Origin of the sequence: Acinetobacter sp. YH12120, from assembly GCF_013418795.1 — a bacterium.
In the GTDB taxonomy this organism is placed as follows: domain Bacteria; phylum Pseudomonadota; class Gammaproteobacteria; order Pseudomonadales; family Moraxellaceae; genus Acinetobacter; species Acinetobacter towneri.
Window position 1 is genome coordinate 23,566 of sequence record NZ_VPBI01000004.1, and the last position, 23,738, is coordinate 47,303.

25 protein-coding genes and 1 pseudogene are annotated in these 23,738 nt (G+C 40.5%); 8 read left to right on the forward strand and 18 right to left on the reverse strand.

Translation table 11 applies throughout. The features are described 5' to 3' along the window. Nucleotides 1-38: 38 nt before the first annotated feature. Nucleotides 39-209, forward strand: coding sequence for a hemin uptake protein HemP (gene hemP, locus FTU58_RS03740; protein WP_004972965.1), 171 nt, complete (start codon nucleotides 39-41; stop codon nucleotides 207-209). A gap of 111 nt (nucleotides 210-320) precedes the next feature. On the opposite strand, the gene FTU58_RS03745 is transcribed toward hemP, so the two are convergent. From FTU58_RS03745 to FTU58_RS03760, 4 genes are all read right to left on the reverse strand, one after another. Next, nucleotides 321-1,670: a HAMP domain-containing sensor histidine kinase gene (locus FTU58_RS03745; RefSeq protein ID WP_131261781.1), complete on the reverse strand. Its 1,350-nt coding sequence runs from the start codon at nucleotides 1,668-1,670 to the stop codon at nucleotides 321-323. Between the two features lie 17 nt (nucleotides 1,671-1,687). Next, nucleotides 1,688-2,350 carry a response regulator transcription factor gene (locus tag FTU58_RS03750; protein WP_004972960.1) on the reverse strand — a complete coding sequence of 221 codons (663 nt, stop codon included), beginning with the start codon at nucleotides 2,348-2,350 and terminating at the stop codon, nucleotides 1,688-1,690. Between the two features lie 143 nt (nucleotides 2,351-2,493). Continuing rightward, the gene (locus tag FTU58_RS03755) at nucleotides 2,494-2,850 is read right to left on the reverse strand and encodes a NirD/YgiW/YdeI family stress tolerance protein (protein WP_179988821.1); all 357 of its coding nucleotides are present in this window, start codon (nucleotides 2,848-2,850) and stop codon (nucleotides 2,494-2,496) included. A 111-nt stretch (nucleotides 2,851-2,961) separates the two neighbouring features. After that, nucleotides 2,962-4,719, reverse strand: a complete 1,758-nt coding sequence (locus FTU58_RS03760) for a GspE/PulE family protein (protein ID WP_004972956.1) — start codon at nucleotides 4,717-4,719, stop codon at nucleotides 2,962-2,964. A gap of 248 nt (nucleotides 4,720-4,967) precedes the next feature. On the opposite strand from FTU58_RS03760, the gene FTU58_RS03765 reads away from it, so the two are divergent. After that, nucleotides 4,968-6,170 (forward strand): DUF4010 domain-containing protein, encoded by a 1,203-nt coding sequence (locus FTU58_RS03765; RefSeq protein WP_180062150.1) that lies wholly within the window; start codon nucleotides 4,968-4,970, stop codon nucleotides 6,168-6,170. On the opposite strand, the gene tsaA is transcribed toward FTU58_RS03765, so the two are convergent. Next, nucleotides 6,167-6,922, reverse strand: coding sequence for a tRNA (N6-threonylcarbamoyladenosine(37)-N6)-methyltransferase TrmO (gene tsaA, locus FTU58_RS03770; RefSeq protein WP_035310989.1), 756 nt, complete (start codon nucleotides 6,920-6,922; stop codon nucleotides 6,167-6,169). The genes FTU58_RS03765 and tsaA overlap by 4 nt on opposite strands. A 102-nt stretch (nucleotides 6,923-7,024) precedes the next feature. On the opposite strand from tsaA, the gene FTU58_RS03775 reads away from it, so the two are divergent. Then, the gene (locus FTU58_RS03775; RefSeq protein WP_004972950.1) at nucleotides 7,025-7,804 is read left to right on the forward strand and encodes a ferredoxin--NADP reductase; all 780 of its coding nucleotides are present in this window, start codon (nucleotides 7,025-7,027) and stop codon (nucleotides 7,802-7,804) included. A gap of 58 nt (nucleotides 7,805-7,862) precedes the next feature. Here FTU58_RS03775 and FTU58_RS03780 read toward each other — a convergent pair whose 3' ends face one another. The 3 genes from FTU58_RS03780 to FTU58_RS03790 form a co-directional block, all read right to left on the reverse strand. Further along, on the reverse strand, nucleotides 7,863-8,048 hold the full coding sequence (locus tag FTU58_RS03780; protein WP_004972947.1) for a hypothetical protein: 186 nt from the start codon (nucleotides 8,046-8,048) through the stop codon (nucleotides 7,863-7,865). A 20-nt stretch (nucleotides 8,049-8,068) separates the two neighbouring features. Beyond that, on the reverse strand, nucleotides 8,069-8,323 hold the full coding sequence (locus FTU58_RS03785) for a hypothetical protein (RefSeq protein WP_179991052.1): 255 nt from the start codon (nucleotides 8,321-8,323) through the stop codon (nucleotides 8,069-8,071). Between the two features lie 226 nt (nucleotides 8,324-8,549). Then, the gene (locus tag FTU58_RS03790) at nucleotides 8,550-9,170 is read right to left on the reverse strand and encodes a cation transporter (protein WP_096901843.1); all 621 of its coding nucleotides are present in this window, start codon (nucleotides 9,168-9,170) and stop codon (nucleotides 8,550-8,552) included. 75 nt (nucleotides 9,171-9,245) lie between these two features. Here FTU58_RS03790 and cadR point away from each other — a divergent pair, with 75 nt between their 5' ends. After that, nucleotides 9,246-9,647, forward strand: a complete 402-nt coding sequence (gene cadR / locus FTU58_RS03795; protein WP_004972941.1) for a Cd(II)/Pb(II)-responsive transcriptional regulator — start codon at nucleotides 9,246-9,248, stop codon at nucleotides 9,645-9,647. Nucleotides 9,648-9,696: 49 nt separating this feature from the next. Here the strand turns inward: cadR and arsH are convergent. The 3 genes and pseudogenes from arsH to FTU58_RS03810 all read right to left on the reverse strand — a co-directional run bounded on the left by arsH (nucleotide 9,697) and on the right by FTU58_RS03810 (nucleotide 11,855). After that, a pseudogene (arsH, locus tag FTU58_RS03800) lies at nucleotides 9,697-10,402 on the reverse strand (arsenical resistance protein ArsH). Nucleotides 10,403-10,474: 72 nt separating this feature from the next. Continuing rightward, complete coding sequence (arsB, locus tag FTU58_RS03805; protein WP_004972938.1) at nucleotides 10,475-11,533, reverse strand: ACR3 family arsenite efflux transporter; 1,059 nt, start codon at nucleotides 11,531-11,533, stop codon at nucleotides 10,475-10,477. 4 nt (nucleotides 11,534-11,537) lie between these two features. Further along, nucleotides 11,538-11,855 carry a metalloregulator ArsR/SmtB family transcription factor gene (locus FTU58_RS03810; RefSeq protein ID WP_180062063.1) on the reverse strand — a complete coding sequence of 106 codons (318 nt, stop codon included), beginning with the start codon at nucleotides 11,853-11,855 and terminating at the stop codon, nucleotides 11,538-11,540. Nucleotides 11,856-11,953: 98 nt separating this feature from the next. Here FTU58_RS03810 and arsC point away from each other — a divergent pair, with 98 nt between their 5' ends. The 3 genes from arsC to FTU58_RS03825 all read left to right on the forward strand — a co-directional run bounded on the left by arsC (nucleotide 11,954) and on the right by FTU58_RS03825 (nucleotide 14,286). Then, nucleotides 11,954-12,382 (forward strand): arsenate reductase (glutaredoxin), encoded by a 429-nt coding sequence (gene arsC, locus FTU58_RS03815; RefSeq protein WP_004972934.1) that lies wholly within the window; start codon nucleotides 11,954-11,956, stop codon nucleotides 12,380-12,382. Nucleotides 12,383-12,606: 224 nt separating this feature from the next. Then, nucleotides 12,607-13,989: a tRNA 5-hydroxyuridine modification protein YegQ gene (gene yegQ, locus FTU58_RS03820; RefSeq protein WP_004972932.1), complete on the forward strand. Its 1,383-nt coding sequence runs from the start codon at nucleotides 12,607-12,609 to the stop codon at nucleotides 13,987-13,989. 27 nt (nucleotides 13,990-14,016) lie between these two features. Then, nucleotides 14,017-14,286 carry a YfhL family 4Fe-4S dicluster ferredoxin gene (locus FTU58_RS03825; protein ID WP_178865851.1) on the forward strand — a complete coding sequence of 90 codons (270 nt, stop codon included), beginning with the start codon at nucleotides 14,017-14,019 and terminating at the stop codon, nucleotides 14,284-14,286. Between the two features lie 237 nt (nucleotides 14,287-14,523). On the opposite strand, the gene ahpF is transcribed toward FTU58_RS03825, so the two are convergent. The 7 genes from ahpF to FTU58_RS03860 form a co-directional block, all read right to left on the reverse strand. Beyond that, on the reverse strand, nucleotides 14,524-16,089 hold the full coding sequence (ahpF, locus tag FTU58_RS03830) for an alkyl hydroperoxide reductase subunit F (protein ID WP_096901839.1): 1,566 nt from the start codon (nucleotides 16,087-16,089) through the stop codon (nucleotides 14,524-14,526). A gap of 216 nt (nucleotides 16,090-16,305) precedes the next feature. Further along, nucleotides 16,306-17,223 (reverse strand): hypothetical protein, encoded by a 918-nt coding sequence (locus FTU58_RS03835; RefSeq protein WP_131261786.1) that lies wholly within the window; start codon nucleotides 17,221-17,223, stop codon nucleotides 16,306-16,308. A gap of 56 nt (nucleotides 17,224-17,279) precedes the next feature. Then, the gene (locus FTU58_RS03840) at nucleotides 17,280-18,407 is read right to left on the reverse strand and encodes a toxic anion resistance protein (RefSeq protein ID WP_180062064.1); all 1,128 of its coding nucleotides are present in this window, start codon (nucleotides 18,405-18,407) and stop codon (nucleotides 17,280-17,282) included. A 30-nt stretch (nucleotides 18,408-18,437) separates the two neighbouring features. Beyond that, nucleotides 18,438-19,229: a tellurium resistance protein gene (locus tag FTU58_RS03845; protein WP_178318924.1), complete on the reverse strand. Its 792-nt coding sequence runs from the start codon at nucleotides 19,227-19,229 to the stop codon at nucleotides 18,438-18,440. Between the two features lie 213 nt (nucleotides 19,230-19,442). Continuing rightward, complete coding sequence (rnk, locus tag FTU58_RS03850) at nucleotides 19,443-19,847, reverse strand: nucleoside diphosphate kinase regulator (RefSeq protein WP_004972920.1); 405 nt, start codon at nucleotides 19,845-19,847, stop codon at nucleotides 19,443-19,445. 163 nt (nucleotides 19,848-20,010) lie between these two features. After that, nucleotides 20,011-21,264 carry a serine hydroxymethyltransferase gene (gene glyA, locus FTU58_RS03855; protein ID WP_178318923.1) on the reverse strand — a complete coding sequence of 418 codons (1,254 nt, stop codon included), beginning with the start codon at nucleotides 21,262-21,264 and terminating at the stop codon, nucleotides 20,011-20,013. 177 nt (nucleotides 21,265-21,441) lie between these two features. Further along, nucleotides 21,442-22,704 (reverse strand): alpha/beta fold hydrolase, encoded by a 1,263-nt coding sequence (locus tag FTU58_RS03860; protein ID WP_180062065.1) that lies wholly within the window; start codon nucleotides 22,702-22,704, stop codon nucleotides 21,442-21,444. 251 nt (nucleotides 22,705-22,955) lie between these two features. On the opposite strand from FTU58_RS03860, the gene FTU58_RS03865 reads away from it, so the two are divergent. Next, a complete protein-coding gene (locus FTU58_RS03865) occupies nucleotides 22,956-23,654 on the forward strand; it encodes an exonuclease domain-containing protein (RefSeq protein WP_026438378.1) in 699 nt (232 codons plus the stop codon). Nucleotides 23,655-23,738 lie beyond the last annotated feature (84 nt).

Sequence of the window (23,738 nt, forward strand, 5' to 3'; positions counted from 1 at the left end):
ATTTAAAACAATTCTTACACACCACGGAGTAACTCAAAATGAACGCCCCATTTAATTTATTTTCACGTCATTCAGACACTCAGCATGCCCTACCTATGTTACATTCAAATAACTTGTTTGCGCTAGGACGCGAAATTCGTATTTTGCATGCAGGCGAAGAATATCGTTTACGCTTAACCCGTAACAATCGTCTTATTCTCACAAAATAATTAAAATAATCAACACAATAATAAACGTGGAAACAGCAGTATGAATCAGCGCATACTGCTTTTAAGTTCTGACTTGTCTAATTTTAACTTGCTTCCTAAAACCAATCATATTTACAACTGGGCTTTAGGCAACAAAATACGCACTTTTAAACCACCTTGTTCAGCACGTGAAAATTCAATTTTTCCTGCATGCAACTCTATAATTTTCTTACAAATCGACAGTCCTAAACCAGAACCTTGAGCTTTACTGCCTAAAGCACGGTAAAAGCGTTCGCCCAAACGTGCCAAAACGTCATCAGTCACTGCATGACCATTGTCGGCGATGCAAATTTCCTGCATCAATTCATGCGGTTTCGCTTCAATCCAAATACGTCCTTGAGGTGCTGCATAACGCACTGCGTTGTCAATCAAGTTGCGCAGGCAGCTAAATAGCAATTCAGGATTGCCTTGCACTTGTATCGGTTGAATATCTGACTGAATCTGAATGGCTTTTTCCTGAATAAACGGCGTCAGACTTTGTAAAACTTCCTGCACCAAGTCTGCTATAGATACCGCACTTTTATTTAACGATGCCGCATCTGTCGGGTCTAAACGTGCCAATAACAGCAAATTTTCCAATACTTGTGTACCACGACTGACATCACGCTGAATTTGCTCTAAATCTTGTGCCAACTCAGGTTGTTGTTGGTATTTACGTTTTAGCACCTGCAAACGCAATTGAATGGCAGATAAAGGAGAGCGTAATTCATGCGAAGCATCTGCTGTAAATCGCTGTTCTGCAATTAAAGACTGCTCTACTCGCCCCAACAATTTATTCAATTGCTGCAGCATGGGTTGCAGTTCTTTCAATTCAGGTTGTGTGGGGATAATTGGCGTCAAATCATGTTGATTTTTTTCTGCAATTTGTTGGGAGAGTTGCTGAATCCGCTTAAATTGACGACCAATCATAAAATGCACAATGGCCCATTGCAGCAACCACAACAGCAATAAAATAGCGGCATAACCTAAACTGGTTGCAGCAATTTCCTTGAAGCGATATTTAAGCGGCTGCGCGACAATCACATGCAAGCCATCTTCCTCTGCCACATAGCTGCGCCAAATTTGTCCATCTTGCCAGTGAAATGAAAAACCATGCTCAGATACCACGGCAAGCTGAGACAAGTGAAGCTGAGAAATGTCATGTTCATCTTCAGAGGTAGTCAAAATCAGATCATCTAATCCCAATTGATAGGCAATATGAAATTGCTCACTCAACTCATCGACCTGATTGCCTGCATGGTCACGCAAGTCTGCTCGCAGCAACATATCGGCTATTTCATCCATAATGTCATCATGCACGCGCATGGTCTGATAACTGGCAACCGCCAATAATAAAATCAGGGCGAGTCCACCCGCCAAGACCGAACTTAAAACGGAGCTTTTAACCAGTTTGGACTGTAAAGAAATGACCTGTTTAGACATGCGGAGATCAAACTGAATTAGTTATCTTGCTGCATACGATAGCCTAAACCTCGGATGGTTTTAATGCGGCTACTGCCAATTTTTTTGCGTAATTGATAAATAAATACTTCAATCGCATTACTTTCAATTTCATCGCCCCATGCATATAAAGACTCTTCGAGCTGTTCACGAGTCACCACATGCTGCGGGTTTTGCATCAGTTTATGTAAAATCTGGAATTCCTTGGCCGTTAAATTGACCTGTTGATCATCCACTTTCACTTGTTTGCTTTGCGTGTCTAAAACCAAGTTGGCAAATTCAAGCTGCTGTGTCGGATGACTTTGCGCACTGCGTAACTGACTGCGTACCCGCGCCGATAGTTCTTCAAGGCTAAACGGTTTGACCAAATAATCATTGGCACCTAAATCAAGTCCCTGTACCCGATCTTGAATACTATCGCGCGCAGTAATAAAAATAACAGGTGTGTCCTGTTGCTGCTGTCGTAAAGCGTGCAGAATTTCATCACCGCTATTTTTAGGCAACCCACGGTCTAACAACACACAATCATAATGATGCTGCTGAATCGCTAAAATGGCATGATCACCACGTTCAACCCAATCGACATTATAACCATCCATTTCCAGCCAAGTTTTTATACTTTCTGCTTGTGATACATCGTCTTCAGCCAAGAGTAAGCGCATATCTTCCTCTGTTATTTATGCTTCAAAATTTTATGATTTCAAAATACTTTACATGATAAAACCACATACACCTTACAGCGTATGTGGTTTTTGAGTGAAATCAGTTTTGTGTAGCAACTAATGCTGTTTTACACAGCGTAGATTTAGAAACGAACTTGATCCACATCTATTTCAATACGTTTTGTAGGCTTGTGATCAATATCCACTTCACCAATTAAGGTAACAGGCGTTTTGGCAGAAACTGCTTTGCCATTCCATAAGTCATCATCAATATCGACCGTAATAGTGCCTGTGTTATCACGGAACTGATATTTTTCATCACCAATAGATTTCACCACATAACCTTTTAACTGCACTTTGCTGTCATCTTTCAGGCTTAAAGCTTGTTTTACAGTTACATTTTGATGTAGTGCTTGGGTGTTAATGCTGTCGTTTGCCATGGTGATTGAAGCCATTGCCATTAAACCTGCCATCAACATTGCTTTCATTGTAAATTTCATTGCTTCACCTTTTTGTGTTGCTCATTTCGTTATGGTGATTAAAACAAAGCAAGATGAGCTGAATCTTAAGATTTCCATTTTTTAAAATTCATCGTAAAAAGTTTGAATCTGCTAATTTAATGGCACGACTCGCAACACTTCCTCTAAAGTGGTCATGCCTTCTAAAACTTTGCGTGCGCCTGCAATACGCAACGGTTCAATGCCCTCTTTTTTAGCTTGCTGACGTAATTCATTTAAATTGGCATTGGCACTGATGAGCTGTTTGGTGTCTAAACTTAAAGGCATAAACTCATAAATTCCGACCCGACCTTTATAGCCCGTTTGACGACATTCATCGCATCCGACAGGTTTAAACACTTGTGCAGGCATTTCCATAATGTAGTCAAAGGTCAAATGTTCCCAGTCTTTTTCATTTATTGAGCCTTCCTGCTTACAATGCGGACATAGCTTACGCACCAAACGCTGTGCCAAAACGCCTAAAATTGTGGCAGCAGTCAAAAATGGCTGCACGCCCAAATCATGCAAACGAGTCAAACTTGACGGCGCATCATTAGTATGCAGTGTCGATAAAACTAAATGCCCCGTCAGTGCCGCTTGAATCGCCATATTTGCGGTATCCTGATCTCGAATTTCTCCGACCATAATAATGTCAGGGTCTTGACGCATTAAGGCACGCACACCATCGGCAAAACCTAAATCAATTGCAGTATTCACCTGCATTTGGTTAAAACTCGGTTCTAACATTTCAATCGGGTCTTCAATGGTGCAGACATTGACTTCATCGGTAGCCAATTGCTTTAGCGATGAATACAGCGTGGTGGTTTTACCCGAACCTGTAGGGCCTGTAACCAAAATAATGCCGTGACTATGTGCAGTCAGGGCATGCCATTCATTCAACAAACGACTATCAAAACCCAATTGCTGAAAACTGCGTACCAATACTTCTGGGTCAAAAATACGCATCACCAGTTTTTCGCCAAACGCCGTTGGTAAGGTCGATAAACGCAGTTCAGTTTCTTGTCCTTTTGGAGTTCGGGTTTTTAAACGTCCATCTTGCGGTTTACGTTTTTCGGCTACATTCATACGCCCTAAAATTTTAATCCGTGAGATGACTGCGGTAAGCGTATTGGCAGGCATGTTATAGATGGTGTGCAACACGCCATCAATACGAAAACGTACTTTGCCTGTGTCTTTACGTGGTTCGAGGTGAATATCACTTGCGCCTTGTTCAAAGGCAAATTGCAGCACCCAATCCACCAACTTCACAATATGTTGATCATTGGCATCTGGGTTTTGGGTATCGCCCAATTGCAATAAAGCCTCGACCCCTTTATTTTCACGGTCGTGTGCAGAAGATTTTTGTGATGAATGTACTGCACGACTCACTTGGTAATATTCAATCAAATAGCGCTGTAATTGATCTGGGCTGAGTAAAACCCGCTGAATTTTTTTGGGCAATAAACTATGTTCTAAGTTGGCAACCCATTCTTTTTTATAAGGTTGATCTGTCGCAATTAATACCGCATCTGCAGTCACTTCCACCGCTAAAATACGGTTACGCAGCGCAAATTCCTGCGACATCACAGCAGTTAAAGCGGCAACATCGGCTTTTAACGGATCAATAATATAGAATGGCAAGCCTGATTTATCAGCCAGCCATTGGCATAAACGGTTTAAAGTTAAAGTGGTTTGGGGATGACTTTGATCGACCAAATTAAAGTTGGCAATCCATTGTAACGGATGCCATTTTAATTGATCACGTTGACGATGCGTGGTTTGTACCAAAGCCTGATCACGTTCGGTAATTTTACCATCTTTGACTAATTGTTCTAAGCACCAAGTACTGTCTATTTCAAAATTAAAATTCATTGTTATATGCCCCAAAATCTGGGTTTACTATAGCAGAGTTTGCTTTCAGGGCTGAATGACTTCTTTAATACAGTAATCTTGTATGGTTCGATTAAGCCATAATTTTAGAGTGAAAATAGATTCATAAATGGCGATAAACACAATTCAAATATATGATGTTTAAAATAACACCTTGTATTTGGAATGTTGCTGTGGATTTTCTGACTCCTCCATCTTTGGTTACAACCAATTTTCCCGAACTGCTCACCATGTTTGCAGCAGCACTTGGCTGTGGCTTACTGATTGGATTAGAGCGTGAACGCAGTAAAAAAAATGGACAACATCACCGTTTTGCAGGCGTACGTACCTTTGGAATTTGCGCATTATTAGGTGCCATTTGCTTCTTATTGGGCACGAGCATTGCCATTGTGGGTGCGTTGATTGTTGGGGGAATTGGCTTATATTCTCTCAAAAATCAAACGGAAGATGACCCCGGCGCTACCACCGAACTTGCCTTCGTGATGACCTATTTTATTGGTGCATTGTGTTTATGGAATGTTCCATTGGCAGCAGGTTTATCGGTTATTTTGACAGGTTTACTCATGACCAAGCACACCATGCATGGCATTGTCAGTCAGTGGATTACCGAAGCTGAACTACGTGATGGCTTGTTTTTACTGGCTTTGGTGTTAATTGCCTTGCCACTGACGCCTAATACTGCACTATGGGGCAATGTGCTTAATCCTTATGTGATTTTAAAATTATTGATTTTAATTTTAAGTGTGCAGGCTTTAGCGCATATCGCTAAGCGCTTACTCTCAAGCAGCAATGCCCTCATGTTGTCTGCGATTGCTTCAGGTTTTGTATCAAGCACAGCAACCATTGCCAGTTTAGGCATGGAAGTACGCGCAGGTCGTGGTGAAGCACGTGCCAACGCAGGTGCAGCGCTGATGTCTTGCGTGGCGACTTTAGCGCAAATGTTGATTATTGTGGCGGGTGTCAATCTGATTTGGTTTAAGTTATTAATTATTCCAAGTTTGGTCGGAATCGCGATTTTGGTTGTAGCGGGTGTCTGGTTGCTCAAAAAACATAAAAGTACGGCAACGGCAAAGCCAGAAACCGATACCCGTATGTTTAGCCTTAAAGAAGCCGCAATTATTGTGGCGACATTGACCGCAATTCAAGCGATGGTATACGGCTTGGAACAAACCCTTGGGGATGCAGGTTTAATCATTGGTACCCTGCTCGCCTCGTTATTTGAGGTTCATGCCGCAATTGCAACCGTGGTGATGCAAGGTCCACCGAGCCAGCAGGTACTTTTGTATGCCTTAATTTTAGGTGTGGTGGCACATGCGATTGCCAAATGCGTCAATGCCGCGCTCATTGGTGGTTTGCGCTTTGCACTGTATTTCGCCCCTGCCCAAATTCTGCACATGCTGGCGTTGGTGGCTATTTTATATATGCTGGTTTAATCGACAGCGATTAAAACAATTTTTAGGATATGTACTGCGTGCTGATCAACACGGAAACTGACATCAAAATCTGCAAAATTCATGGTGTAAATTCGTTCAGCATCATCCTGATATGCAGGTCGTGGATCTAAAGACAAGACCTGTTCCAATTCCTGCACAATTTGTGGTTGCAATACGCCTGAGCCGAGTAACTGATTTTTTTGCGCTTCTGCTGTGTCCATCCATAGCACTGTTTTTCTTATGGGTTCATCTTGCGCATAACCACTTTGTGCATCAGGCACAGCATCTGAATATTGAATATAAGGTTTAATATCCAAAATAGGCGTGCCATGCAACAAATCTGCTCCTGTCACATAAACTCGCAGTGACTTACCCACTTTTTTGACCTGTTTAAATTGCACTACAGATAAACCAATGGGTGCAGGTCGATACATGCTGCGCGTCGCAAACACACCTATTTTTTGATTACCACCCAAACGTGGCGGACGCACTTGTGCACGAAAACAGGGGTTTTGCTGTTTCTGTACGGTTGGATGAGCATCGGTTTGGTTTTTATTGTCGTGAAATTGCCAGATTAACCATAAATGACTAAACGCTTCGATCCCTTCAAATGCCAACACATCGTTATAAGGCGCCTGCATTTCAATATACGATTCGACTTGTACCAGATTCGGTTGACGAGGAATACCAAATTTTTCTCGGTAGGGAGAGTGCATAAATCCGATTATTGGCATTTTTAGATCAGTCTTCATCACTTTTTCTGATAAGCTCAATTAAATATATTCAGTTTATAGAGAATGATTTTAGATTAGAATAGCAAGCTGTTCTAATTTGATAATTTATTGAGACCTTTAATGGCTGCTTTCAACGTCGAAAAGATTACTCACGTACACCACTGGAATGACACTTTATTCAGTTTTAAAACGACTCGCGATACCGCACTACGTTTTAAAAACGGTCAATTTGTGATGATTGGTCTGGAAGTAAATGGCAAGCCTTTAATGCGCGCTTACTCGATTGCCAGTGCTAACTATGAAGAAGAGCTAGAATTCTTCTCAATTAAAGTACCTGATGGCCCTTTAACGTCTATTTTACAAAAAGTAAAAGTGGGCGATGAATTGCTGGTTTCTAAAAAACCTACAGGCACTTTGGTACTGGATGATTTAAATCCTGGTAAAAACCTATACTTACTTTCTTCAGGTACAGGTCTAGCTCCATTTTTGGCAACCATCCGCGACCCTGAAACTTATGAACGCTTTGAAAAAGTGATTGTGGTTCACGGTACACGTTTCATTTCTGAATTGGCTTATCAAGATTTAATTCTAAATGAATTACCAAATCACGAGTTTTTCCAAGAACTTGGTATTCGTGAAAAACTGGTATATTACCCAACCGTTACACGTGAAGAATATCCAAACCAAGGACGTGTGACCACGGCAATTGAATCGGGTGAAATCTTTGAAAAAATTGGTTTACCACGTTTTAACCCTGAAACTGACCGTGCCATGTTATGTGGTAGCCCTGCATTCTTAAAAGATGTTGCAGCATTACTTGACCAACATGGTTTAAAAGAATCACCACGTATGGGTGAATTGGGCGATTACGTGATTGAACGTGCTTTCGTTGAAAAATAAAAGCTGTTGAATCTAAAAAACCGAGCTAAATAGCTCGGTTTTTTGTCATTAGCATCAATTAACGTACACTGCGACCTTCTTGGTTAGCACGTCCTTCACAGTGTGCACCACCACCAATTACAAACCCACGCTCTGCCTGACATGAACCAATCATACGACCACTCGAATCATAAGTTGTCACTTTTGAAGCACAACCTGTCATCAAAATAGCCGCTGTTAATGCGATTAAACTAGAAATTTTCATTGTATTACCCCTCTAAAAAATTAGTCTTGTTGCAGTGAAATCTGCGAATTATTTGGTATGGTTGGCAATAAACCCGTGCGCTCATCTACTTTAGAATAGTTAATGCCTTGTATGTTGGCACCACCATAACACACAGCTTTAGCCCCCAAAAGAAAGCCCTGTGTAGCGACACATGAACCAATCACTTGCCCTGCAGTATCATAAGTCACTACTTTAGAACTACAGCCAGCCAAAGCAATCAGGCTTGCTATAGAAAATAATTTAATTAGTTTCATTTAACCCTCAATTTAAAAAAAATTAAATATTATTCATCGTGTAAATTATTTTTAAATACATCAATTTATTTTTAATTTTAGTTATATATTATTTTTTGTAAATAGCAATTTGGAATAACTTATCGTTATTTTTACTTCAAATTTTAAAATTATTGCGACTACAAAAAATTAAAAGCACTCCATCTAAATCACTCAAATCAGATGGAGTGCTTTTTACGTTTATTCTTTATTCTGGTACATTCATTCTTCGTTCAGCCAAAGCTTGCTGAATCACATGATATCCCGCTGTTAAGCCCAAACTCGCCATAATCACGGCTACCACAAGATCTGGAATCAAACTACCCGTACCAAATACACCCACTGCCGCCAAAATAACTGCGAAATTACCAATCGCATCATTACGGCTACATAACCACACCGATTTCATATTCGAATCACCATCTCGAAATGCATATAAAATCAATGCAGTAACCACATTGGCTAATAAGGCGATGATCCCAATAATACCCATGGTTATGGCTTCAGGTGGAATACCCTGTATATAGGCATAGATAACCTTGCCCATCACCACCACACCAAACAAGGCCATCGTGATGCCTTTGACCAAAGCCACAGTAGCACGCCAATACAAACTTGCACTTAACACCGCAAGTGAAATCCCGTAATTGACAGCATCTCCAAAGAAATCCAGTGAATCTGCCCATAGGGATGATGAATGGGCATAGGCACCACCTATCAACTCGATAAAAAACATGCTGAGATTGATCACCAATGCAATCCATAACGCGGTTCTAAATTTACTATTCGGTTTGATTGGCGCAGGTTCATGACTACACGTACATGCCATAGACACACCTTCTTTCAAAATGAAACTGTTTCGATTATGCTCATTTAAAACTATAGACTTAGTCCAAGGTCAAGTATGGCACAATATTTAATTCATGAATTAGCTAAAAAAGTTGGAGTCAGCACAGATACAATTCGTTTTTATGAAAAGAAACACTTACTCACCCCAAGCTTTCGTGCCGAAAATAATTATCGCTATTACAACGATGAGGCACTCAAGCGTTTGATTTTTATTAAGCGTTGCCGTGCTTTAGATATGAACTTAAAAGAAATTGAAGCCTTAATTGAATTAGAAAAACAGCCGAAACAAAACTGCTGCGCTGTGAATGAATTGATTGATGAACATTTAAGGCATGTAGAAGATAAAATTGCCGAGTTGCAGCATTTTCAGCTACAACTTCAGCAACTTAGACAAGCCTGCACCACGCAAACAACCATTGATGATTGTCAGATTTTAAAGCGACTTGAAGCCGAATAATCGCTCTCTAAGCCTTTTGTAATGCAGTATTTACGTATCTAAAATTGGATTATAAACACTTCTGATTAACACGCTTCGATAGCTGCTCGGCAGTTTCCACACGTTCAGAATAACGATCTACCAAATATGCTGCTTGCCCGCGAGTCAGCAAAGTAAATTTATATAACTCTTCCATCACATCGACAATACGGTCGTAATAGCTAGACGCTTTCATGCGGCCATCTTCCTCAAACTCTAAAAAGGCTTTAGGAATAGAAGACTGATTGGGAATGGTGATCATCCGCCATCCAACGTCCTAAAATACGCAATTGATTGACGCTGTTAAATGACTGCGACCCGCCACACACTTGCATTAAAGCAAGCGTTTTACCTTGTGTGGCACGAATTGCGCCCGCGGCAAGCGGAATCCAGTCAATTTGTGCTTTGAAAATCGAACTCATTGAACCATGACGTTCTGGGCTACACCAAACCATACCTTCTGCCCACGCCAACAATTCATGCAGCTCTTGAACTTTGGGATGTGAAGCATCGCCATCTTCAGGTAAAGGCAAACCTTTGGGATGGAAAATTTTTACCTCAGCGCCAAAGTGCTCCAAAATTCTGCCCGCTTCCTGTACCGCCAAACGACTATAAGAACGCTCACGGTTTGAACAGTACATCAATAAAATACGTGGCGGATGGTTCAACGGCTTTGCCTGCACCTGTTCAAAACTTGGTGTAGGCAATAAATCTAAATCAATATTGGGTAATACCATGCTGCATACTCTTAAAACTAAAATGGGCAACGCATGCCCATGTTTTTATCTTAAACCTCAAAATGAAGAAAATTACTTTGAACTGACAATCGACTCATTTTGATAAAACTTTTTACGCAGCCATAAAGACACACTCACCAAAGCAATCAACACAGGCACTTCAACCAAAGGGCCAATAATCGTGGTAAATGCAACGGGAGAAGCCAAGCCAAACGTTGCAATGGCAACAGCAAGTGCTAATTCAAAATTATTCCCTGCTGCGGTAAAGGAAATGGCGGTCGTCCGTGGATAATCATTGCCCATCCATTTGCTCATAAAGAAGCTAATAAAGAACATGGCAACGAAGTAAATAATCAATGGAATGGAAATGCGTAAAACATCCATCGGCAAGCTCAGTACTTCTGCGCCTTTTAGTGCGAACATCGCCACAATGGTAAATAGCAATGCCAACAGACTAAATGGGCTAATTTTGGGTAAAAAAGACGTTTGATACCAATCTAAGCCTTTGCTTTTCACTAAAATCAAGCGTGTTAAAAAGCCCATCAAAAAAGGAATACCCAAATAGATTAAAACAGCTTGGGTGATTGTCCAAAAACCAACATCAATCACTTGTCCTGCCACGCCAAAATACGGCGGCAAGAAACTCAGAAACAGCCATGCATAAGTACTAAAGAATACAATCTGAAAAATACTGTTAAACGCAACTAATGCAGCCACGTATTGGTTATCACCACAAGCCAAGTTGTTCCAGACCAAGACCATCGCGATACAGCGTGCCAGACCAATTAAAATCAAACCTGTCATATATTCAGGATAGTTTTGCAAGAAAATAATCGCCAAAGCGAACATCAAACACGGAGCAATCAACCAGTTTTGTACCAAAGACAACAACAAGGTTCGGCGGTCTTTAAACACTTCTGGCAAAGCTGCGTAATCGACTTTTGCCAATGGTGGATACATCATCAAAATCAAACCAATCGCAATGGGAAGATTGACTGTTCCCACACTCATTTGATCTAAGCTTGCCGATACTGCAGGAAATACCACGCCAATCGCAACACCTAGCCCCATGGCAATAAAAATCCATAAGGTCAGATTACGATCTAAAAAAGAAAGTTTGGACTGTGCCATGTGCTTACTCGCAATGTGTTGCAATTGTAGGGTTGATGTGCTTCATCGGGCTGACATCTTGCTGCGCGATAATATTTAAAACAGCAAACGCCCATTCGGGTAAATCTGAGTTCAAACGGTAATACACCCACTGCCCCTGACGTTGATCTAGCAAAATAGATAAATTCCGTAACAACGCCAAATGACGTGATATTTTCGGTTGATTTAACTGCAATTGTTCTGTCAATTCGCATACACAAATATTGTGTTGAGCCATCACCAATTTCAGAATGTCCAGTCGGGTTGGGTCTGACAAACATTTAAAAAAATCAGTTTGATTCATTTTTTATCTGCACTTCAATATTAACTATTGCGAATATACGCATATCCATATATAAATGCAATATTGAAATTTTATCGACCTAAAACGAGTCACTACGCATGAGCAACACCATCAAAATTTTTCATAACCCTGCCTGTGGAACGTCACGCAATACTTTAGAATTAATTCGTAATACAGGACAAGAACCTGAAATTATTGAATATTTAAAAACCCCACCTACACAAGCTGAACTTACTAGCATGATTCAACAAGCAGGTTTAAGCGTGCGCGATGCAATCCGCAAAAATGTAGAACCATACGAACAGTTGCAACTTGAAGGTAGCTCACACAGCGATGCGGAATTAATTGCATTGATGGTCGAGCATCCGATTTTAATTAATCGTCCATTTGTCGTGACCGAGTTAGGTGTGAAACTGTGCCGCCCTTCTGAACTGGTCTTAGACTTGCTCACTCAACCACAATTAAAAAGCTTCAGCAAAGAAGATGGTGAAGTGGTGATTGATAAACATGGGCAACGTGTACGTTAACACGCTTTCATCCATCAGAAATTGATTATAAGCAATCTGTCAAATTGGTATTGAAAGTCCCTTCTCGTGCGTTTTGTATAGCTCAGGATGAGGAATTTTCTATATCAAGATTAGCCCCAGCGTTTCAGCACAAGTTTTCTTCTGAATCCCGAGCTATTTACTAGGTTGAATCCTAAATTTAGATTCATACAATAAAGCCATATTTCTGCTATTGCTTTTTGATCATGACCATTTCCCACGTCACCGAACTTCTCTCTCCTGCTGGTTCTTTAAAAAACATGCGCTATGCCTTTGCTTATGGTGCAGATGCAGTCTATGCAGGTCAGCCGCGTTACAGTTTGCGCGTGCGTAATAACGAATTTGATCATGAAAACTTAGCCATTGGCATTCAAGAAGCACATAAATTAGGCAAAAAGTTTTATGTGGTGGTGAACATCCAACCGCATAACAGCAAACTCAAAAACTTTATTCGTGACCTAGAACCTGTGGTTGCCATGCAACCCGATGCGCTGATCATGTCTGACCCAGGTCTGATTATGATGGTGCGTGAAAATTTCCCCGACATGCCTGTACATTTATCGGTACAAGCCAATGCGGTGAACTGGGCAACGGTGAAATTCTGGCAAAATATGGGTTTAACCCGTGTCATTCTTTCGCGTGAATTGTCGATTGATGAAATTGAAGAAATTAAAAACAACGTGCCTGGCATGGAAATTGAAGTATTTGTGCATGGTGCGCTGTGCATGGCCTATTCAGGTCGTTGCATGCTTTCAGGCTATATGAATAAACGTGATGCCAACCAAGGCGCATGTACCAATGCCTGCCGTTGGGAATATAAAATTCACGATGCAAAAGAAGATGAAACAGGTGACGTAATTCCTGTCAAAAATCTTTCTGAAACTGCCGATGCAGATGAACAACACATGCAGGCACAGCATCAATTTAACGAGCCTGTGTTATTACAACGTAATGACGAAGATATGTTTGCTGCCGAAGAAGATGAACACGGCACTTACTTTATGAATTCTAAAGATTTACGTGCAGTGCAGCACGTTGACCGTTTAACTAAAATGGGCATCCATTCACTAAAAATTGAAGGTCGCACCAAATCTTATTTCTACTGCGCACGTACTGCACAAATTTACCGTAAAGCCATTGATGATGCACTTGCAGGCAAACCATTTGACCCTGCATTAATGACTCAATTAGAAGGCCTAGCTAACCGTGGTTATACCGAAGGTTTCTTGCGTCGTCATGTGCACAGCGAATACCAAAACTACGAAACAGGTTCATCAAGTTTTGATCATCAGCAATTTTGTGGTGAAGTCTTAGAACGCAATGGTGACTACATTAAAATTGATGTAAAAAACCGTTTTGTAGTGGGCGATTCTTTAGAATTGATGACGCCACAAGGCAATATCTATTTCACTTTAACTGAAATTAAAGATAAAAAAGGCAATCTGATTGAAGATGCCAAAGGTTCAGGGCATATTGTAGAAATCCCTATACCTGCAGATGTCGATATGCGTTATGCCCTGCTGATTCGCAACTTACCAAATTCGACTGCAGATATTTCTGCCTCATCGTTGGCTTATCAAGCCAACTAAGTGGCAATAAACTAAGCGAGTATTGCGATGGCACTCCTGATTACCGACCAATGCATCAATTGCGATATGTGCTTACCCGAATGCCCGAATGAAGCAATTTATGAGGGTGAAAAGGTGTATGAAATTGATGTGGCGCGTTGCACAGAATGTGTTGGGTTTTATGACTATCAAACCTGCGTTTCAGTCTGCCCAATTGAATGTATTATTCCGCATCCTGAGCATGTCGAAACCAAAGAGCAACTGCAGGACAAGTTTAATCAGCTGAATTTATTTGGACAAAATAATAAGGCTAATTAGACTGAGATAAATCCAACTACAGTAAATCAAACTGGATGCTAAAAAATAAAAAAAGAACTGAGTTGTTAGCCGACTCAGTTCTTAAAACCAAAAATAGAATAAATAAACTTTTAATACTGTGCGATAAAGCACTTTACTGAACATAGCGCCTGAGTATTGGGGAACTCAGGCGCTATCTTTTTAGCGAATACAATTTAAGGATGGTTAATCCGCGTATTCAGATGTATTCGTTCAGACTTATTGACCTGAACGGATGATGTAGTCGAATGCTGAAAGTGATGCTTTCGCGCCTTCACCTGTTGCAATAATGATTTGCTTGTACGGTACAGTTGTACAGTCACCTGCCGCAAATACACCTTTTACATTGGTTTCGTTGCGCTCATTAATCACAATCTCACCACGATTCGTCAGCTCTACTTTTGACTCTTTTAAGAAGTCCGTATTTGGTAATAAACCAATTTGTACGAAAATTCCTGCAAGTTCAACAGTATGCTCAACATCTGTCGCACGGTCTTTATATTTCAACGCAGTCACTTGTGCGCCATCACCAATTACTTCAGTCGATAATGCATTGGTAATTACAGTAGTATTTGGCAAGCTGTTCAATTTGTTTTGCAAGACTTGGTCTGCACGTAATTTAGTATCAAACTCTACCAAAGTCACATGCTCTACAATCCCTGCAAGGTCAATCGCTGCTTCTACACCTGAGTTACCACCACCAATCACTGCAACACGTTTGCCTTTAAACAACGGGCCATCACAGTGTGGGCAGTATGCCACGCCGCGGGTACGGTATTCTGCTTCACCAGGTACATTCATCTCTCTCCAACGTGCACCTGTAGACAAGATCACCGTTTTCGATTCAAGTGTTGCGCCATTTTCCAAAGTCACTTCGACCAAACCATTGGCAGTTTCATCAGCACCTTTAATGGCAGATACTTTTTGTAGATTCATAATATCGACATCGTATTCACGCACATGCGCTTCCATTTCTGCCGCAAACTTTGGACCTTGTGTTTTTTGGATAGAAGTGAAGTTTTCAATATCCATGGTATCCATCACCTGACCGCCCATCCGCTCAGCCACAATACCTGTACGAATACCTTTACGTGCTGCATAGATTGCAGATGTATTCCCTGCAGGGCCGCCACCAATTACCAAGACATCAAACGCCTCTTTGGCATTCAGTTTCGCTGCATCTTTGCTCGCAGAATCTGTATCTAATTTAGCTACAATTTCTTCCAAAGTCATACGACCTTGACCAATGTGGTTGCCATCTTGGAATACCATCGGCACAGCCATAATTTTGCGCTGCTCAACTTCTTCTTGGAAGAATGCACCATCAATCATGGTTGCTGTTGTGCCAGGGTTGTAAATCGCAATGAGGTTCAAAGCTTGTACTACATCTGGACAGTTGTGGCAGCTCAACGATACAAACACATCAAAGTGAGATGAAAGATTCAATTCTTTGATTTGCGTTAATACTTCATCCGATACTTTTGGTGCATAACCAGAAGTTTGCAATAAAGCCAAAATTAATGAAGTGAACTCGTGCCCCATTGGTAAACCTGCGAAGAATACGCGCGGTTGCTCACCTACTTTTGCAATCCCAAAACTTGGTGCACGTGCGTTGTTACCGTCAAAACGTGCAGTAACTTGTGGCGAAAGTGCTGCAATTTCTTCAACCAATTCTTTAATTTTGGCAGATTTATCAGAACCATCTAAAGTCGCGACAAGCTCGATTGGGCTTTCAAGACGTTCTAATAAAGTTTTAAGTTGTGTAGAAGTATTTTGGTCTAACATGGCTAACGTCTCCAAGGGAGTAAATTTATTTGTTGATGTCATCTTACGAAAAATAGTTACATAGGGGAAACGGTTTATTTTTATATTTATGATCGTTTTTTTAAATGATAGTGAGTTTCAAGCTTACTATTTCATTTAAAATACCTAAAGCTATTCAATTTAGACATTAACATAAAAACTGAATGTCTGCCTTAAGCAATTGAGCCTAATCATTTTTTATTCAAGTTGTTGTTGAATCCGCAGAATACGCTGCTGTAAATGTCGCGATAAAAACCAGAGTACCGCAGACAGTATTAACATAAGCGCCATAACCGCGAGATTCATATAATAAACCAGCGTATTTAATTGCTGTGCTTGCTGCACTTGCTTATGTACGCTTTGCGCCATAGGCGTTAAAGCTTTGCCATAAACTTGCTGCTGCATCGTCCATAATTGTTCAGGTTTAAATCCATAATGTAAAAATTGCGGATCTTGCTGCTCTGCTTTGACCAAGGTCAACACTTGCGGAATGGCTGCATCTTTATCTGCAGGATGATGCATCAATGCCGTTTGCGCCAACAAATAGGCTTTAACAGGCGCTGCCATTTCTGCATTTTGTAAATAACGCGCCAATTCACTTTCTTGAATGTGCTTTTCATAATGCACAATTTTGGCATATACCTGCTGCGTATCATCTTGTCGGTCATGCTGAACATAACTCAATGCCGACCAAAGTAAAATAAAACTCAGCAACCAAGCTACAAATTTCAAAACAAAGGACTGAAAGCGAATATAAAAAAAACGAATTTTCTTGAGTAGATGAACTAGAACGAATGCACCAATAAATGACACCGACAGTTTTAAAATCAACCAACCCAACCAGTTCAACAAACTGAAAAAATAATCAGGTTGCTGCCCTAAATTTGCCAAAGTCGCATCGACACTTGCAGGCATGTGTAATTGCTGAACTTCAGTGCTTAAACCAAAGAAGCTATAAATCACATCTTGCTGAATAAAAAAGCCAATTGCCGATATAAGCACCACCGTCATAGACAGCACAGCCAAAAAACTGAGCTTTTTTTGACGCTGCTGTAATGCCACAACACCTGTTTTTAGCTGCTGTGGCTGAATGGCATATTCATCAAGTGGGGGCAAATCCGACTCCTTATCAGGTAAATTTCAGATTAAATGAAGTCATTGTCAAAATGCATTTATTGACCAGACTGTTGACTTGAACCAATCACCAATTGATTCAGATTCTCCTGTAAGGCTCGCAAACGCGTAGTCGCTTCTGCACGTTTTTGCATGCCTTCTTTTTGTACCTGGATCACATCGTTCACTGTTTTAATGAGGGTATTTTGTACGTGTTCAAGGGTTTCAATATCAATCACCGAACGCTGATTGGCTTTGGCAGTATCAACCGAGTTTTGATGCAATAAATCTGCATTACGGCGCAGCAATTCATTGGTGGCATCATCAATACTGTTGGCCAGTTGCACACTGTTTTTCTGCTCATTTAAAGAAATCGCCAAACTAATCTGGTTTTTCCACGCAGGTAAGGTAATGTTTTTAATCGCATAAAATTTATCGACCAACATTAAATTATTGGACTGGATAATCCGAATCATCGGCAAAGTTTGCATGGCAGATTGTTGCAACACCTGCAAATCACTCACCCGCTTTTCTAAATTATTAGCAAGATGATTGAGATCATAAATTTTTTGAGTCGTGGTCTGATCCTGCGGCTGCGCGGAAAATTCAGAAATTTGCTGCTGAATTTCCTGCTGTTTTAACTTACCTGCTGCAATATAAATCCCCAATTGTTTATATTCATCTTGCACACCATGAAACATTTTATCCAGTGTATCTACACGGTTTTTTAAACCATTTTGTGAGCTTTCAATTTCTGTGACCAGACTATCAATTTGCGCTTTGGTGCTGTTAAAGTTTTGATCAAAACTTTGTTTAGCGCCTTTTAACTTATTGAATAAACCACCCAAAAAGCCACTGCTTTTGTTTGGATTTAAAATACTGTTGGTATTTAACTGCTGTGCAACCTGCACCACCTGATTCAGCTTTTGCCCTGTGACATCCAAATCCTTATTTTGCACCAAACCTAAAAGCTCATCGGTATAACTTGACGTTTTAGTGGCGATATTTTTGCCATATTCTGCAACCGAATGATGGCTAAGATCGCTCAATTCTTTACGTGCAGCCAGCACCTCCTGAAAGTCATCAGCCTGTAAGCCAATTTCCTGCAAATTGAGTTGCTGAAATTGTTGCTGAGTCTGTTCATCACTCACTTGCACAGCGATGTTGCGTTGTTCAGAAGTTGTCATATTTCGCCTCTATCTAATCAAAACCGAGCCTTATGATTGCGCAGGTTTTTCTAAGGATTTTCTTAACGTCTTTATTAAATGCTCACGACTTTGATCCAGCTTTTCTAGCTGACTGTGTGAGCCACTTTGCTGACTTTGTTTGACATGATATTGCCATGCAGGAATGAGTACCTGCTGCGCTTCTTTAAAGCGATCTAACAAACTAAAAGAGAGTTGCTGTGAAAGTTGCATTTGAGTAATCGCAATATCATTGCTACTTTGCAAAGTCTTTAAACTATAAATTTTCTTGGCCAGCCGTTCGCTAAAATTATCCAAAGGATGTTGATTGCGCACAAATCGTGGATATTCCAATAAAAATTCATCGGCAGCTTGAATATATTTCGCCATTTGCTCACGCAAACCAACCAACTGCTGAAAACGTGATTGTGATTTCTGAATTTCAATTTGCAGCTTTTGACTCAAACGGTCTGCTTGCCCTAACAAATGATCTAGGTTTTTATAATATTGCACTTGCCCCGCGCCATATTCCAAATCTATGCCTAGCCACTTTTGCAGCGCATTAAACTTACGTTGCTTTAACACTTTTTTAGATTTGCCAAGCGCCTGAATCAATTGCTCAATGGTCACACTCAATTGCTGGGTTAAATGTGGATCTACCCCATCCAATAAAACTGACTGCGCTTGAATCACCTGATCTGCATAATGATTTAGACGATATTGATCATTCAACAACGGTACTAAATCATTGCGTTGAATCGCCAAAAGCTCAGCACGATCCACCGTAATCTCTTGCAAAGGCAGTAACACTTCAAACTGAGCCATAGACCATCACAACCCTCTTTACATGATTTTATAGTACGTGTTTTTCGGCTAAGGTCATGTAATATTTTGCAATTTTTTATTTCGATCTGCTTAAATGCGTTTTAATAGATTCGCATAACATTAATCATAAAATGCCTGATTCAAAACATCAGTGCATAAAAAAGCCATGATCAACATGGCTTTCAATGTTCCAAACGCAGGATGATAAGCAGATTATAAATAATCGCCTTCACGCTCTGGCTGATACAAAATTTTCTCAATTTTGACTTTCATCATATGACCATCTGGCTGTGGCCATTCAATTTCCTGACCTTCAGCTAAACCTAAAATGGCAGTCCCCACAGGTGCAACCACATTCACCTGCCCTTTCTCACCTTTAAAGTCATGCGGATAAACCAAGGTAATTTCAGTCGGTTCTTTTGCAGGTGCAATGGTAATCAATGCGCGGGCATTCATGCTCACCACATTATTCGGTACATCTTGTGGCGCAACCACTTCAGCACGTGCCAATTCATCTTCTAGATGTTGCATCGTTGGCGTCAATTTAGGTTGATGCTCAAGCATCGTTTCCAAACGGTGCAAATCTTGTTCTGAAATAATAATCTTTGGTCTAATCATTTACTTTTATTCCTGTCATTCCGACAATACTGTCATCATCAGCTTGCCTACAATCATATTCAATACGCTTAAGTTATAACAGAAATTCAGCTTATTGAACGAAAAATCAATTTTTTATATCCATAAAAAAAGCCCCCTTGAGGGGCTTTTCTCAAGGCTGTGCTTATTTTGCGTAAACTGGGAATTTCGCGCAAACAGCTTCAACTTTTGCTTTTACAGTATTAATTACAGCTTCGTCACCTTTGCTGTCAAGAATGTCTGCAATCCAACCTGCAAGATCACGCACTTCTGCTTCACCAAAACCACGTGTAGTTACTGCTGGAGTACCAATACGGATACCAGAAGTTACAAATGGAGAACGTGGATCGTTCGGTACAGAGTTTTTGTTTACAGTAATGTGCGCAGCACCTAACCATGCATCTGCATCTTTACCTGTAATATCTTGCTTGATTAAAGAAAGCAAGAACAAGTGGTTTTTCGTACCACCAGATACTACATCATAACCACGTTCAATAAGAACTTCAGCCATCGCTTGCGCATTTTTAACAACTTGTTGTTGATACGCTTTGTATTCAGGCGCCATTGCTTCTTTAAAACAAATTGCTTTTGCTGCAACTGCGTGTACCAATGGACCACCTTGGTTACCAGGGAACACAGCAGATTGTAATTTTTTCTCGATCTCTTCGTTTGCTTTCGCAAGAATTAGACCAGAACGTGGACCACGCAATGTTTTGTGTGTAGTAGTAGTCGTTACGTCAGCAATTTGCACAGGGTTTGGATAAACACCTGCAGCCACTAGACCTGCTACGTGTGCCATATCTACAAATAAATAAGCACCAATTTTGTCTGCGATGTCGCGGAAACGCTGCCAATCTACAATTTGGCTATACGCAGAGAAACCCGCAACAATCATGCGTGGTTTGTGTTCAAGCGCTAAACGCTCAACTTCTTCGTAATCAATTTCGCCAGTTTCTGGGTTTAAACCATATTGGATAGCGTTATATGTTTTACCTGAGAAGCTTACTTTTGCACCATGAGTCAAGTGACCACCATGTGCCAAGCTCATACCTAACACAGTGTCGCCTGGGTTAAGTAAAGCTAAGTAAACTGCAGAGTTTGCTTGTGAACCAGCGTGTGGTTGAACGTTAGCATAATCTGCACCAAAGAGTTCTTTAGCACGGTCAATCGCCAATTGTTCAATAATATCTACGTATTCGCAACCGCCGTAGTAGCGTTTGCCTGGGTAGCCTTCTGCATATTTATTGGTAAGTTTTGAACCTTGAGCTTCCATTACTGCAGGTGAGCAGTAGTTTTCAGAAGCAATTAACTCAATATGAGCTTCTTGGCGCGCATCTTCATTGGTGATCGCTTGAGCTAATTCTGGATCAAATTCGGCAATAGAAATATTGGCAAACATTAGCGAGGTCCTATTAATTTAGGGCTTTTAAGCCGTGCTAAGATTGGCGCGTATTGTAGCATAAAGTTTGTGAACTGAGAGAATGAACTTTGCTCAGTTTTACATAAAAATAGCTCATGTTTCAGATAAAACACGAGCTATTTTAGGTCAAATCAATCTTTATCGTAATTCAACAACTTATTGAATAGGCATTAGTGATTGAACATCTTTGACAATCTCATCCATATTATCCACATACACCGAACCATGATCCCATTTTTGCTCTACAGGTAAATCCTGATCAGTGACGTAATGAATTTTAGTTCCCATCCCTTGAGCTGACTGAACCAAGTAATCCGTGACTTGTTTCGGTACAGTTGGGTCAGCCGTTCCTTGATAAATAAATATAGGCGTACTGATTTTCACTTTTAATGGCTGTGAACCATGGGTTAAGAAATCTTTAACTTCAGGGATGGTCGTCATGAAATTCGGTTGAGTACGTGGATAACCATCCAATTTTCCATAAGTCTGTGCGTGCTCTCGCATTGGCTGAAGCATACTCCCACCTAATGCCTCATAACAGATTGACTCTGCCTGAGCAGCAAGTTGATCTGTTGGTGACACAAATATTTCAGAATATTGCAAGGTTGGAGCAGTATTTCTTAGCCCCGCAGCAATTAGAGCAGTAAACGTATCTAATGGTACAAGTGTCTGTACTTTCTTTATTACATCTGGCTCCTGAGCTGCTTTTTGTTCACCACCCGCCAATACCAACGCTAAATTTGATGCAGGTGCGATAGCTATGGCACCCTTATAATTTAACTGCGCACGCGATGCATACTGTGCTGCACCTAAAGCCGCATGTCCACCCTGTGAATGTCCAACTACACTCCATCGCGTTTCTGCAGTATTACCCAAAAGCTTGCTTGCAGCGACAACAGCATCTGTAATCGAATAAGCTGCACTTTTTAAATTCAAGAATGGATGTAATTCTTTACCACTCGGTTCGCCTAAACCTTCGTAGTCGGGTGCAACAACGGCATAACCTGCTGCCAATAGTTTAGCAATGAAGTACTCATTTCCATTTAAACCTTGACGACTTGGTGCACACGCATCTGCCACGCCTGTTGTGCCATGCGCCCAAACTACAAGTGGCCATCCGCCCGCAGGCTTAACTGTTTGAGGGGTAAAAACAAGTGCAGTTGCCTGAGTTTCCTGTCCATTTACCCCTAACATTTTATAAGTCATCAATGTTTTAGAGGCACTTACTGTATCTAAAACATTATTCGCATTGGCACCCTGATCTAAATAAGGCTCTGTTTTCACGACAGGGGCACTAAAATTATATTTCGGAATGCCATCCTCAATAACCACAACACTCGTATCGTCATGATCATCATTACACGCAGTTAAAAACAAACTGCTGCTGGCTAAAGCCACGCTTAACCATATTTTTTTCATTTGCTTACCCTTGTCTTCATATTCTTATTAATTGCATCCTTCGCAATCTTTATTTGTACGCTTTTTTATCGTATCAGGCAAGATTTCAACAATTAATATGCAAGTGTATTTTATTTAAAATTAAACACTTACGGTAAAAATCAGTAAATTGATCACATATACAAGTGCCTATTAAATTTCAATTCAATTTGTCATACGCAGCGGCTAATGTTAGATTGCATTTTTATTGAATGACGCAAGCGAATCAGGACATGCAGGCAATTATTCTCGACACTGAAACCCATACTTTAAATGGACAACCCATTGAGATTGCCTACGCCCCCATTCAAATTCAAGATGGCAAAATCAGTCTAGATAAAAGTCAAATTTTCGATCAGTTATATCAAGTCGATGAGCCAATTTCATTCGCAGCGATGGCGGTACATCATATTTTAGAATCAGATTTAATTGATCAACCGCATTACAGTAGTTTCGAATTACCTGCCGAAACCACCTATATTATTGGGCATAATATTGATTACGATATTCGCGCTTTAGAAAAATGTGGTGTGGATACTTCTAAAATTAAAGCCATTTGCACTTTAGCACTTGCACGTCGTGTATGGCCGAATGCTGAAGCACACAATATTTCAGCTTTAATTTATATGATTACCAAAGGCAGCGAAAAAGCGCGTGATATGATTAAAAAAGCGCATCGTGCCGATATGGATATTATTTTAACGGCCAATATTTTGATGCACGAAGTTCATCAATTACAAATTCAAAGTATTGAAGAACTCTACACTGCCTCAGAAGAAGCACGTATTCCACAAATTATCAATTTTGGTAAACATCGTGGTACGGCAATTGCTGACCTTCCTGCCGATTATGTGCAATGGTTATTAAGACAAGAAGATTTAGATCCTTACTTACGCAAGGCGCTCGAAAATACCAGTATTTTGACTTTATAAATGTTTCAAGTGAATCTTATTGCATTTACCTGTCATAAATTATTCATATTATTGTAATTTTCAAAGTCTATGCTTTGCCTTAAT